This window comes from Maritimimonas rapanae, from assembly GCF_057837205.1.
This window is the reverse complement of record NZ_JBYQFI010000001.1, coordinates 260,516-275,142: the sequence shown is the minus strand read 5'-3', so window position 1 is coordinate 275,142 and position 14,627 is coordinate 260,516. Positions and strand designations below refer to the sequence as shown.

At 34.0% G+C, this 14,627-nt stretch carries 11 protein-coding genes; 4 read left to right on the top strand and 7 right to left on the bottom strand.

Going from position 1 to position 14,627, the window contains the following annotated elements; genetic code table 11:
* The first annotated feature begins 24 nt into the window (after positions 1–24).
* The 4 genes from AC3IF2_RS01240 to katG all read left to right on the top strand — a co-directional run bounded on the left by AC3IF2_RS01240 (position 25) and on the right by katG (position 4,681).
* Positions 25–549, top strand: a complete 525-nt coding sequence (locus tag AC3IF2_RS01240; protein ID WP_489165193.1) for a DUF4252 domain-containing protein — start codon at positions 25–27, stop codon at positions 547–549.
* A gap of 5 nt (positions 550–554) precedes the next feature.
* Positions 555–1,595 carry an alkane 1-monooxygenase gene (locus AC3IF2_RS01235; RefSeq protein WP_489165192.1) on the top strand — a complete coding sequence of 347 codons (1,041 nt, stop codon included), beginning with the start codon at positions 555–557 and terminating at the stop codon, positions 1,593–1,595.
* Between the two features lie 12 nt (positions 1,596–1,607).
* Entirely contained in the window at positions 1,608–2,345 is a 738-nt protein-coding gene (locus AC3IF2_RS01230) for a nitroreductase family protein (protein ID WP_489165191.1), read from the top strand.
* Positions 2,346–2,482: 137 nt separating this feature from the next.
* On the top strand, positions 2,483–4,681 hold the full coding sequence (gene katG, locus AC3IF2_RS01225) for a catalase/peroxidase HPI (RefSeq protein WP_489165190.1): 2,199 nt from the start codon (positions 2,483–2,485) through the stop codon (positions 4,679–4,681).
* Positions 4,682–4,730: 49 nt separating this feature from the next.
* On the opposite strand, the gene AC3IF2_RS01220 is transcribed toward katG, so the two are convergent.
* From AC3IF2_RS01220 to nrfD, 7 genes are all read right to left on the bottom strand, one after another.
* Complete coding sequence (locus AC3IF2_RS01220) at positions 4,731–7,064, bottom strand: penicillin acylase family protein (RefSeq protein ID WP_489165189.1); 2,334 nt, start codon at positions 7,062–7,064, stop codon at positions 4,731–4,733.
* A gap of 263 nt (positions 7,065–7,327) precedes the next feature.
* Positions 7,328–9,100, bottom strand: a complete 1,773-nt coding sequence (locus AC3IF2_RS01215; protein WP_489165188.1) for a cytochrome c oxidase subunit I — start codon at positions 9,098–9,100, stop codon at positions 7,328–7,330.
* A gap of 21 nt (positions 9,101–9,121) precedes the next feature.
* Positions 9,122–10,165, bottom strand: a complete 1,044-nt coding sequence (locus AC3IF2_RS01210) for a cytochrome c oxidase subunit II (RefSeq protein WP_489165187.1) — start codon at positions 10,163–10,165, stop codon at positions 9,122–9,124.
* Positions 10,166–10,187: 22 nt separating this feature from the next.
* Entirely contained in the window at positions 10,188–11,738 is a 1,551-nt protein-coding gene (locus tag AC3IF2_RS01205) for a quinol:cytochrome C oxidoreductase (RefSeq protein ID WP_489165186.1), read from the bottom strand.
* 35 nt (positions 11,739–11,773) lie between these two features.
* Positions 11,774–12,331, bottom strand: coding sequence for a c-type cytochrome (locus tag AC3IF2_RS01200; protein ID WP_489165185.1), 558 nt, complete (start codon positions 12,329–12,331; stop codon positions 11,774–11,776).
* Between the two features lie 6 nt (positions 12,332–12,337).
* Positions 12,338–12,862, bottom strand: a complete 525-nt coding sequence (locus AC3IF2_RS01195) for a DUF3341 domain-containing protein (protein WP_489165184.1) — start codon at positions 12,860–12,862, stop codon at positions 12,338–12,340.
* A gap of 2 nt (positions 12,863–12,864) precedes the next feature.
* Positions 12,865–14,610 carry an NrfD/PsrC family molybdoenzyme membrane anchor subunit gene (nrfD, locus tag AC3IF2_RS01190; RefSeq protein ID WP_489166898.1) on the bottom strand — a complete coding sequence of 582 codons (1,746 nt, stop codon included), beginning with the start codon at positions 14,608–14,610 and terminating at the stop codon, positions 12,865–12,867.
* Positions 14,611–14,627: the final 17 nt, after the last annotated feature.

The following is a 14,627-nucleotide window of genomic DNA, read 5'->3' as shown; positions in this document are numbered from 1 at the left end:
AGATTTATATCTTATTCAATTTGTATGAAAAAAATAGTTTTTGCCTTTGCCTTTTTATTAATAACCTCTTGCGGAAGTTATAACTCTATCAATAGTTTTTACAATCAACATAAAAATGATGCTAATGTAACCGCTATTAGGGTCCCTCAATTTATGTTGAGTTTACTACGTAACGCTTCTCCAGAAATGAATAATTTTATGGGTAATGTTAGAGATATTAGATTTATTCAATTAGCACCAAAAAATAAAATCGAAAGCACAGCTATTAGTAACCAAATAAGTAATCTTACAACAGATAGTTTTATTGAAGTTTTTAGAAAAAATGAAGACCCAATAAGGACTTTAATTAGTGTTAGAGAAAACAAAGATGTTGTAAAAGAAATAATGGTTTATAAAACGGCACCAAAAAACAGTTCTGTGTTTTACATGAATGGAAACTTTAACCCTAACACAGTTAGAAAATATGCCAAAGAGGGTAATTTTGATAAACTTACAAATACGCTAATGCAACAATATAATTTAGAGCCTAAAGTTTCTGAAAACAATTAATTGCTATGCTAAGAAGAGTTAAATACTTTTTGGTTTATGTATTACCAATAACTGTTTATATTTCATTTACATCTAAGGGAATCTTGACTTTTTTGCCTGTTTTTGTGTTTTTTGGTTTAGTTCCTGTTTTAGAATTTTTTTTTAAAGCTGATGCTAGAAATTTTGACAAAGAAACCGCTCAATTAGAAAAAGAAAATACACTATACAGTTGGATATTATATCTAACTCTACCTGTTCAATTTGTCATGTTATTTTTCTTTTTTAAAGTAATTCAAGAACCTAACTTAACCTTGGTTGATTATATTGGACGCATTTTAGCTATGGGATTAATGTGTGGTGTTATTGGCATTAATGTTGGGCACGAATTAGGCCATCGACTTAATAGAACAGATCAATTTTTTGGAGAGCTTTTACTCTTAACTTCATTAAACACCCATTTTTTACCATATCATAACGGAGGTCATCATCTTAATGTAGCTACTCGTAAAGATGCTGCTACTGCCAGAAAAAATGAGCCACTTTATATCTTTTGGATTCGTTCTCATTTTATGAGTTATGCAGAGGCATGGCAGCTTGAAAATAAACGAATGTCAAGTGAAAATAAATCAAATTTTTCATTACAAAATAGAATGATTCAATATTCAATTGCAACTATTTTAGTATTGGCCTTGATCTCCTATTTTTATGGATGGTTCGTTTTATTAGCTTTTGTTCTTGCTGCGGTTGTCGGTATTTTATTACTCGAAACTGTAAACTATATAGAGCATTATGGTTTGCTCCGTAAACAAAATGATTTTGGAGGTTATGAACAAGTTAGACATACACATTCTTGGAATTCTGATCACATTATTGGTAAGTTAATGTTATTTAATTTATCTAGGCATTCAGATCATCATTATAACGGAAGTAAACCATATCAAGTTTTAAAATCTTTACCCGAAAGTCCACAAATGCCAACTGGGTATCCTGGCATGATGATCCTTTCATTAATTCCACCGCTTTGGTTTCGTTATATGAATCCTAAAGTAGTAAAATTTAACGCTTAACTTTCCTAAAATATGACTCAAGAAAAAACAGTTTCAGAAGCTGTAAACTACAGGCGTTCTGTTAGAATATTTAATGCAGATAAACCATTAGATACAGAAAAAGTAAAGCAATGTATCGAGCAAGCTGTTTTAGCTCCCAATAGTAGCAATATGCAGTTGTGGGAATTTTATCATATTACTTCTAAAAAAAAACTCGCAGAAATTGCGCCTTATTGCTTTAATCAAAATGCTGCTAAAACCGCTCAACAATTGGTCATTGTAGTTGTACGTAAAGATTTATGGAAAAGACGCGCAAAACAAAACTTAAATTATATAAATAGCCTTTATGGGAATGACACTCCAAAAGAAAAACAGAGTAATAGAGAAAAACAAATCAGAACTTATTATGGAAGATTGATTCCTTTCGCTTACGCTGATTTTCTCGGAATCTTTGGACTTCTAAAATATTTAATAATTGTTATTACAGGATTATTAAGGCCTATATATCGTGAAGTAAGAAATTCTGATATGCGAATTGTTGCTCACAAAAGTGCGGGTTTGGCTGCACAGACGTTTATGTTAAGCATGGCTAGTATTGGTTATGATACCTGCCCTATGGAAGGTTCAGATACTTGGCGCATAAAACGCACTTTAAAATTACCCCTAGGTGCAGAAATAAATATGGCCATTGGTTGCGGCATTAGAACTGAAAAAGGTATCTATGGTGATCGATTTAGAATTCCTTTTACAGAAGTATATAAAATGATTTAGTAAAATAAACCATATCTATTCTTTCTATAAATTACGCTTATAAACGCATAAGATTTATAAATTGAATTTATCGAATTAGAGCTAAAGATTCTCTAAATTTGATAGGACAAAATTTAGCAATCTATAAATCTATAAAAATGGAAAATAATACAACTAACAGCGCTGGCAAATGCCCTTTTATGAGTGGTGAATTGAAGCGCAATGCAGGTGGTGGAACATCAAATCGCGATTGGTGGCCAAATGAATTGAAGTTAAACATTTTACGTCAGCATGCAGTAAAATCTAACCCTATGGGTGAAGATTTTGATTATGCGAAAGCGTTTAATAGTATTAACTATGATGAGTTAAAACAAGACGTTATTAATTTAATGACAGATTCTCAAGATTGGTGGCCAGCAGATTATGGTCATTATGGGGGATTAATGATACGTATGGCTTGGCATAGTGCTGGGACATACAGAGTTGGAGATGGTAGAGGAGGAGCTGGTACTGGAACGCATCGTTTTGCCCCTTTAAATAGCTGGCCAGATAATGGAAATTTAGATAAAGCTCGTTTATTACTGTGGCCAGTTAAGAAAAAATATGGAAATAAAATTTCTTGGGCAGACCTAATGATTCTTGCGGGTAATTGTGCTTTAGAATCTATGGGCTTTAAAACTTTTGGTTTTGCTGGAGGACGTGAAGATGTATGGGAACCAGAACAAGATGTGTATTGGGGTTCTGAGACTGGTTGGCTAGATAATGATGAGCGTTATGACACAAGTGATGGTGACTTAGAAGGCCATTTAGGAGCTGTACATATGGGGCTTATTTATGTAAATCCAGAAGGACCTAATGGAAACCCTGATCCGTTAAAATCGGCACATGATATTAAGATTACTTTTGGTCGTATGGCAATGAATGATGAAGAAACTGTTGCATTAGTTGCTGGTGGTCATACTTTTGGTAAAGCACATGGTGCAGCAGACCCAGATAAATATGTAGGTGTTGAGCCTCATGGTGCATCAATAGAAGAAATGAGCACAGGTTGGAAAAACACTTATGGCTCAGGAGTTTTAGATGATGCTATTACAAGTGGTTTAGAAGGCGCTTGGACACCCAATCCAATACGTTGGGATCATGATTTTTTTGATGTCTTATTAAATAACGATTGGGAATTAACGAAGAGTCCTGCTGGTGCACATCAATGGACACCAACTGCAGCTTCTAATGCACCAATGGCTCCAAGAGCTGGTGACCCAAATGGAAAGCAAGCTTTAATGATGACTACAGCTGATATGGCTTTAAAAATGGATCCTACATATTTAGAGATATCTAAGCGTTTTCATAAAGATCATAAAGCTTTTGAAGATGCTTTTGCCAGAGCATGGTATAAACTAACGCATAGAGATATGGGGCCAATTGATCGTTATTTAGGCCCAGAAGTACCGAAAGAAGAATTAATATGGCAAGATCCAATTCCTTCAGTCAATTATACATTGAGTGATTCCGATATTTCTTCATTGAAGAAAATGATATTAGCTTCTGGTTTAACGGTATCTCAATTAGTAACAACAGCTTGGGCATCAGCTTCTACGTTTAGAGGTTCAGATATGCGAGGTGGTGCAAATGGAGGACGTTTACGTTTAGAGCCGCAAAGAAGTTGGGAAGTAAATAACCCTACAGAATTAAATAAAGTTCTAAATGTATTAGAAGGTATTCAAAATGAATTTAATGGAACAGTTTCTATGGCTGATCTAATTGTATTAGCTGGAAATGCTGGTATTGAAGAAGCTGCTAGAAATGCTGGTCGCAATTTAGAAGTTCCTTTCACTCAAGGAAGAGGAGATGCATCACAAGGGCAAACAGATTTAGAATCATTCGGTTATCTTAAGCCTTTAGCTGACGGATTTAGGAATTATATGAGGCCAGATCTAAATGTTGCTGCTGAAGATCTATTAGTAGATAAAGCAAATTTATTAACACTTTCCATTCCAGAAATGACAGCTTTAGTTGGTGGTTTACGTGTATTAGGAGCAAATTATGACGGTTCTAAGCATGGTGTATTTACAGACAATGTTGGTAGTTTAACAAATGACTTCTTTACAAATTTGTTGGATTTTTCTATTACTTGGAAAGCTGCTACTTCCGAAGATAAAGAATTTATTGGTCGTGATCGTAACACTGGCGCCATGAAGTTTTCGGCAACTAGAGCAGATCTTATTTTTGGTTCTAATACCGAATTAAGAGCAGTCGCTGAAGTTTATGGAGCTAATGATGGAGAAGAAAAATTTGTAAATGATTTTGTAGCTGCTTGGGCTAAAGTGATGAATTTAGATCGTTTTGACCTAAATTAATTTAAAACATAAATAATGGTAAAGGTGGTTTGTAAACAAACCACCTTTTTTATTTTGGTGCTGGCTCTAGTATTAATTTATTCTTTGATTGTCGAATTTGCTCTTTATTTAATAACATTGGCACAAACTCTCCATCTACATATTTTTGTGCTTGATCTTTATAGTGATCACTTAAAGGGTTGCCTGATTGCCCTGTTGGCGAAATACTCATACTTCCTTCAACATCAGAAAAATCAATCACCCTTCGTGTTGATGGTCCTGATTTTACTTTATAATAACCTGTACTATCTAAATTAAAAGCCAAATTATTAATTACTTCTTTTCCTCCATTTATTGGAAAAGGTCCTACATTAAAATATTTTCGTAAAGCAGCAACTTTACCCATAGGGTGATTATGTTCTATAGTATGTACGCGATTCCATGTCCAGGTATTTATATCATTGCCTAACTGTTTTTCTAAAAAAATTATAGCTTCTTTTAAAGAATTAACAACTATATCTTTCTTAGTTTCAACTTTGTCTTTGGTGGTGATATCATCCCACCAAATAGATGAATCCCTAGCCATTTGATTAGCTGCTACTTTCTTTTGCTGTGAGGTATTTAAAAAAGTATAAAAAGTAGTACCCATTTCATCTAAATAAGTATTTTCTAACCATTCATATAAAAAACGATTATAAATGGTAGGCGCAATACTTTCTAAATTATAATTTCCATCCCATATTTTTAAAATATTTAGCGCTTCTTTTTCCTTATCAGAAAATGCATTATCATCAATATCTTTAAAAGCACGTTGTATCATAGTAGGCGTCATTGAACTGGTTACATCGTTGATCATTAACATTACATCTTGTTTTGTAAAATCATTTTTAGCCTCTAATAAATTAACTATTCTCTTTGCGCGATCTTCAGGTTGATAATAACCAGGGTATAACATACCTGCAATTGAATCAGGTTGGTTATTGGCCGAATATACATAGTTCCATGATGGATTAATCGCTTGAGGATTATTATCAAAGTCTAAATATTCTTTTTCGTCATCTGCACTATTTCCGTTAAGGATTAGTTTAGAATTAACACTATTTTTAAACTTATGTAATTTACCAGACGCAAACCACGCAATATTATCTTGTGCATCTCCATACATTACATTTAAACCTGGGGCATGAATCCATGACGTTCCTTCTTTAAACTCATCCAAAGATTTAGAATGTGACATTCTATAAGACACATCTAACATTTTATTCTCAAAATTGGTGTAAACCCAATCCATCGCTATTGGCCTGTCATCATTTATTTGTTCTATCACGTCATTTACTATAGGTCCGTGTTCACTTACACGTAGACCATAACTAATCGACTCTCCATCTTTAACTTTAATATGCTTCTTTCTAATTTGATAATCTTTCGGTCCGTCAAGAGTTAAATACTGCATGTCATTTTCTGAATTATTTTCTTCAAAATAAAAGTCGACATCATCGTTAGCAAACATGGTCAACCCATAGGCATAATCTCTATTATGTCCTAATAAAGGAAATGGTGTTAAGGCTAAATTATACCCATATATTTCATAATCTGGCGTAACAATATGAGATTGATACCAAACTGCTGGTTGGGCAAATGCTATATGAGGATCATTAGCAAAAATCACCTTGCCATTTTTTGTTTTTTCTGGGCCTATCACCCAACTATTACTCCCAATAAATGGTGAAATAGGTAAAGCTTCATAAATATCGTTAACGGCTCTTGCCAAAGCACTTTCGAAAACAGGGTTCTTCTCATTTTTAATAAGTGTTGTAGTGCTATCAATAAAAACATCTAATTCTTTTAAATAATCCGAACCAAGCTTTTCTTTAACTTCGGTTAAAACCGGTTCAGTCTTATGGGCAATAGCAAAACTAAAAGCCATATAACCAATCACATTATATACATCTTTTAAAGTATATTCTTCTTTATCTAAACCAACTAAATAAAACTCTATTGGAGTGGATCCTTCTTTTATAAACTGATTAATACCATCTAAATAGGCAATAGATAATTTATAAGCTTTGGTAGTTGTATCTAAATTTTGAATTGTTTTTTCTGCTGCTTCTTCAATACCAAGACTTGAGAAAAATTTATCATTTCGCACTAACTTTTCACCAAATAATTCTGAAAGTCTACCTGCTGCTATTCTACGAATCACTTCCATTTGCCAAAGTCTATCTTGCGCATGTACATAACCTAAAGCTCGTCTAGCATCTAATTCGTTTTGTGCATAGATATGTGGTATACCGTAATCATCATAGAAAACTTCAACCTTATCTTGCAAGTTATTTAATTGAAGACTCCCGTTATAATCTGGCTTTAATGTTCTAGAAAATAACCAAAGAGCTAGTGCTACCAAGACGACTAAAATTAGGAGAATTTTTAGGAAACTTTTCAGAAATTTCATTAGTGAATAAGTTGTTTATAATATTTTTAAAAATACATAATTAACAGGAAAAGTTTCACCTCATTTTTATTTACTTTAGTCTCGAGAAGCGGAAGGGGATTTATAACCGCGACTTATTAGCGCCCAAATATTCTTTTTTGGGTGCTTTTCTGGAGAAATAAAAAAGCCTCATAGAATTTCTATGAGGCTTTTATTATATAAAACTTTGTTCTTATCTAAAACTCTTCTTCACCTTCTCGTATGGGAACATTCTGTGGTGTAAAGTCTTGTCCACCCCATAATTCACCATTTTCATCTGTCTTACTATAATCATAAGCCCAACGGTGTACATGAGGAATTTCACCATGCCAGTTACCATGTATATGTTCTATTGGTGCTGTCCATTCTAAAGTATTAGATTTCCAAGGGTTTTGAGGTGCTCTTGGTCCTTTATACATACTAAAGAAAAAATTAGCTAAGAAAATTAGCTGTGCTACACCACCTATAATTGCGAATACTGTTATTACCTGATTGATATGTAATAAATCATCAAACATAGGAAATGCTGTATTATTATAATATCTACGTGGCAGACCTGCTAAACCTGTAAAGTGCATTGGGAAAAATACTCCATAAGCTGAAATAGCAGTTAACCAGAAATGTAAATAACCCAAATCTTTATTCAACATTCTACGGTACATTTTTGGATACCAATGATATACCCCTGCGAACATACCAAACATTGCTGAAATACCCATTACCAAGTGGAAATGCGCTACTACAAACATTGTATCGTGCACATTAATATCAAGTGCACTATCCCCTAAGATTAATCCTGTTAAACCTCCAGAAATAAATGTTGATACCAATCCGATAGAGAACATCATTGCGGGGTTTAGTTGCAGATTTCCACGCCAAAGTGTTGTAATATAATTAAATGCTTTAACCGCAGAAGGAATCGCAATTAATAATGTTGTAAATGTAAACACCGATCCTAAGAAAGGATTCATACCAGTTACGAACATATGATGGCCCCAAACGATAGTCGATAAGAATGCAATCGCTATAATAGAACCGATCATGGCCCGATAACCGAAAATAGGTTTTCGTGAATTTGTGGCAATAACTTCAGAAGTTAATCCTAAAGCGGGTAATAAAATAATATATACCTCAGGGTGACCTAAAAACCAGAATAAGTGTTCAAATAAGATTGGAGATCCACCTTTATAATGCAGCACTTCACCGGATATAAAAATATCTGATAAATAGAATGATGTGCCGAAACTTCTATCAAACACTAATAATAATGCTGCCGATAATAATACTGGGAACGAAATAACACCTATAATAGCTGTGATAAAAAATGCCCAGATTGTTAATGGTAATCTTGTCATTTTCATTCCTTTTGTACGTAGGTTTAATACAGTTACTATATAATTTAATGACCCTAATAACGAGGATGCAATAAAAATAGACATAGACACCAACCATAACGTCATACCTACACCTGAACCAGACATAGCTTGAGGCAATGCACTTAACGGAGGATATATTGTCCAACCTCCTGAGGCAGGTCCTGTTTCCACAAAAAGTGAAATTACCATAACTACGCTAGACAAGAAGAACATCCAATATGATAACATATTTAAGAAACCAGATGCCATATCTCGTGCTCCAATCTGTAGCGGAATTAACAAGTTACTAAATGTACCACTTAAACCAGCAGTTAAAACAAAGAATACCATTATTGTACCGTGTATAGTAACCAAAGCCATATACATATCTGGTGTCATAACTCCACCTTCTCCGCCTCTACCTAAAAAGGCTTCTATAATGCTAAATTCTTGTTCTGGATATGCTAACTGTAAACGGAATAGCATTGACATAAAAATACCAATAATACCCATGATCATACCAGTAATTAAATACTGTTTTGCGATCATCTTATGGTCTTGACTAAAGATATACTTTGTTACGAAAGTTTCTTTATGATGATGGTGATCTGACATATCTCTACTACTTTATTATCTTTAATTTAAACTTTGTGCTAACGTTTTTTGAGTTGCGATCCACTTATTAAAGTCTGCTTCTTCTTCTACAACAATCTTTAACTGCATATTATAGTGCGAAGCACCACAAATCTTGTTACATAAGAGAATATAATCGAACTCAACAGGATCCTCTCCTTTAGCTTTTCTTAATTCATTAATCTTATCAAACTTGGTTTTCGTATCGGGATATTCACGCATTTCTTCAGTTGTAAGTGTAGGTGTATATGCAATTTGTGTTGTCATACCCGGTACACAATTCATCTGAGCTCTAAAGTGAGGCATATAAGCTGAATGTAATACATCTTGCGAACGTAATTTGAAAATCACTTTTCTACCTTTTGGTAAGTGTAATTCTTTAACAAATGATGTAGGGTCAGCTGTTAATGGAATATCATCAGCAGCATTTTTATCAGACATATCAACACCCATTGTATTTGTTCCTTCAATAAAACGAACGTTGGCAGCACCTAAAACATTATCTTCACCTGCATAACGTGCATCCCATTGGAACTGTTTACCGTACAATTCTATAATGAGTGGGTTTTCAGCGTCTGAAGCGTCCATAACCTGGTTCCAAGTCCATAACCCATAAATGATCAAAAATGTTAAAACTACGGCTGGAGTAACCGTCCACCATAATTCTAACTTATGGCTATCAGCAAAGAAATGTGCTTTTCTACCTTCGACACCTCTATATTTCCAAGAAAAGAAAAAGATTAAAAATTGTAATATAAACTGAACCACTAAAATTAGGGTCATAGTTATTTTAAATAAAATATCTATGTGTTTTCCTTCTGCCGAAGCTGATAATTGTGGTAGCAATACATCTTTTGCACCATACATACTCCACAACATCAAGCCATATAAAAAGCCCATAAGACCTAACATCAACCATCCGTTAATATTATTTTCTCTAGGTGTAGCTGTAGCGTTCTCCGCTTTGGTTAAACCCAATAACTTTACAAATTGCCAACATGCAACTGCTATTGCTACAAAAATTATAATAAAAAATAATGCCTTCATCTGTTATAGTTGATAATTTTCTTTAATAATGAAATATTTCACTTTCCTTCATTAATGGATTCCCTTTTGCTAATAATGGTGCTTTTGTTAATGCATTAAATACCACATAAATAAACAAGCCTAAAAAGAATAATAATGCTCCTATTTCAGGAATTCCAAAATGCCAATTGCTACCTACTGTACCTGGAGCAACCATTACAAATAAGTCTAAATAATGACCTGTTAGAATAACCAAACCTGCTAATACAACAAACCATGGTACTCTTTTATAATCACTATTCATTAATACTAATATTGGGAATACGAAATTCATAATTAACATACCAATAAATAATGGTTGATATGTGCCTACCAAACGAGGATAGAAATATGTTGTTTCTTCTGGAATATTTGCATACCACTGCAACATAAATTGTGCAAAGAATAAATATGTCCAAAAAATACTAAATGCAAACATGTACTTTGCTAAATCGTGTATGTGGCTATCATTTACAAATGGTAAGAATCCTTTTGCTCTTAAGTAAATTGTTACAAAAGCAATTACTGTAATTGCTGACACAAACATACTTGCAAATACATAGAAAGGATATAATTGACTAAACCAGTGATGGTCTATAGACATTAACCAATCAAAAGCCATAAATAATTCTGTTACTAAGAATACTACTAGGAATACTACGGACAGTGTAAAATTTCTTTTGTAAGGTTTTAAATCTGAAGCTTCGTCTTGAGCTCTAGAATTTTTGATTATAAAGTGTCTGAAGCCTATCCAAATAAGTACATAAATAACTGACCTAATCAACCAACCTGGTATGTTTAACCACCAGTCTTTAACTTCCATAGCATAATCATAATTCTCAGCTGTTGGATCAATACTAGTATACATCCAAGCAAACATATGATTACCATGACCCACTGAAGAGTAGATCAAAAATGCCAATACAAAAATAGAACCTGGTACTATGTAAGCAGAAACGCCTTCCATTACTCTAAAGATTACCGGAGACCAACCTGCTGTGGCTGCTCTTTGTATACAATAATATACAAATGCACATACACTTACTAATAAGAAAAATAACATAGCCACATATATAGCTGTCCAAGGTCTATTTTTAGCAAATGTTAATTCGTGTTCTAAATGTGCTTGTTCGTCAACTTCACCATGACCACCTCCGTGTCCATCATCTTTTTTCGCTCCATGTGTATCAGCTGCTGTTGCATGTGCTTCTTCTTTATGCTCTTCTGTTCCTTTTGAATCACTATGTGTAGTATCTTGAACTTCTACGGCATGAGTTGAATCTTGCACAACTTCAGCTACATGCTCTACAACTTCTTTAACATCCTCTTTATGTACAGCAGCAATTTGTTCATTAATTGCTTTTACAGGATGAGCCTCATAGTCATGTGATTCCACGGAAGCGTGACCTCCACCATGACCATCGTCTTTATGAAGCATTTCTTTTACCTCTTCGGTAGTTTTTGGCGTAGTAAGAAAACCATAACCTATACCTAAAGCACCCAAAATCATGAACGCTAGTGCTAAGGTTTTTAATCTACTTGAAAATGTGTACATATCTTATAATATTCCGGGTAAACCGTTTTTATATTTTATTTTAACATATCATTTCTTAACTTCTCAACATACTGTACTACTTGCCAGCGTTCAGTATCATTTAGTTGTGAAGCATGAGAGCCCATTAAGTTTCTACCATGCATTATTACATAATAAATACTCCCTGCAGTGATCTCTCTATCTTTATAATTAGGTATTCCTAAAAATTTTTCATTTTGCACAAGTGGCCCTTGCCCATCTCCTGTTGTACCATGGCAAGTTGCACAGTAGATATCGTACATTTTCTTACCATTTTCTAAATTAGCTGCAGTAACTTTTAAAGGCGACATTAAAGAATCTTTAGATCTTAAATATTCGGTTTCTGAATTTGCATAATCGAAAGGCACTTTTCCTCTAGCGATAGTTCCTTCTACTGGTAACTGAGCAGAAGTTCCATCTTTAAATACTGAATCAGCTGCATATGTATCATAAGGAACAGCATTATACATATCTGTATCTGCCATATATTGTACTTGCCTCTTTCTTTTATCAGCACAAGATGTCAACATTAAAATTGCAACAAATACTACTGTTATTTTTACAAAGCTCTTCATAAATAATTAGTGCTTTTCTTTTACGTTAATTTCAATTGCTCCTGTATCTTTTAACAAAGATGTTAAATCATCTTCATTTCCATCTATTACTACTTCCATTAAGAATTTATCATCAGTAGTTCTTGGATCAGGATTTTCAGCTTTTCTAAATGGCCATATTTTACTACGCATATAAAAAGTAATTACCATTAAATGCGCCGCAAAAAAAACTGTCATTTCAAATAATACTGGCACAAACGCAGGCATATTCATATAAAATGCAAAACTTGGTTTACCCCCAATATTTTGTGGCCAATCTTGAATCATAGTATAATTTAAAAACCAAAAAGCAAAGCCTAAACCAGTAATACCATACATAAAGGCGGTAATACCCATTCTTGTTGGTTCTAAGCCCATTGCTTTATCTAAACCGTGCACCGGAAAAGGTGTATAAACTTCCTCTATATGGTGATGAGCCGCACGAACATCTTTAACGGCTTTCATTAGCACATCATCATCGTCATACAAAGCGTGAATTACTTTTGAACTCATAATTATGATTTAAGTTTTTTAGCTTGACCTGCCCAATCATCACGTTCTGCTCTTCCTGGAAAAGAACCTGTAATACTATCTAACAAGTCATATTCTTTTTTAGTCATTTTACTCACCTGATCGAATGTGAAAATTCCTATCTTATTTAAAGTTTCTTCCATTTTAGGCCCAACACCACTGATCTTTTTCAAATCATCAGCTGTTTGCGTATCAGCATCAAATAGCCCTATGCTACTTAATAAGCTACTTGCTTTATCTGCAATATCATCGATAATTGAAGAATCTTCTTCAGCTTCATTTGTTTCAATTACATTAGAATGTGTAGTACTAGCTGATGCGCCACCCAGTATGACAGCTTCACCTGTTTCTCTAGCTCTCTTATAGTTATTACCTGTAGATTTTAAGATTGATTTTACCTCCGCTTGGGCAATTACTGGGAATGTTCTAGCGTATAAAAGGAATAATACAAAGAAGAACCCTAGTGTACCTATAAAGATACCTATATCAACAAATGTTGGCGAAAATTGCGTCCAAGAAGAAGGTAAGTGCCCTCTACTTAAATTGATTACAATAATATCAAAACGCTCAAACCACATACCAATATTAATGAATATTGAAATAATGAAAGTCCAAACATAATTTGTTCTAATTTTCTTAAACCAGAATAATTGCGGAATTACAGAGTTACAAATAATCAATGACCAGAATGCCCACCAGTAAGGTCCTGTAGCTGCACCAACAGATAAGTATACAAAATCTTCATAACTACTTCCTGTATACCATCCAACAAAAAACTCTGATAAATAAGCAACGGTAACAATACCACCTGTAACCAAGATTACCTTGTTCATATTTTCAACATGCACTCTAGTAATGTAGTCTTCTAGATTACATACTTTACGCATAATTAACAATAGCGTTTGAACCATTGCGAATCCTGAGAATACCGCTCCAGCAACGAAATATGGAGGATAAACAGTACTATGCCATCCTGGTATTACAGAAGTGGCGAAGTCAAATGATACAATAGTATGTACAGAAAGTACTAATGGTGTTGCTAAACCGGCTAAAACCAATGATACTTCTTCAAAACGTTGCCAGTCTTTTGCTCTACCTGTCCACCCGAAACTTAGTAAACTATATATTTTCTTTTGAAAAGGTTTTGTAGCTCTATCACGAATCATTGCGAAATCTGGTAATAAACCTGTCCACCAGAATACTAATGATACTGTAAGATATGTTGAGATTGCGAACACATCCCATAATAATGGTGAGTTAAAGTTTACCCACAATGCGCCTAATTGATTAGGTATTGGTAATGTATAGAAACCATCCCAAATACGACCCATGTGGATTAATGGAAATAAACCTGCTTGTACTACCGCAAAAATGGTCATTGCTTCTGCAGAACGATTAATACCCATTCTCCATTTCTGGCGGAATAATAATAATACTGCTGAGATAAGTGTACCAGCATGACCGATACCAACCCACCAAACGAAGTTTGTAATATCCCAAGCCCAGTTAATTCTATTATTCAATCCCCAAACACCAATACCAGTTCCAATGGTATAAGCAATAGCTCCAAATCCCCAAAGGAAAGCGGCAAGTGAAATAATAAAGGCAATCCACCATTTTTTATTGGCTTTGCGTTCTATAGGACCCGCAACGTCTACAGTGATATCGTGATAACTTTTATCTCCTGTAATAATCGCCTCTCTAATAGGTGCTTCGTAATGACCCATAATTATATCTAATTCTTAAT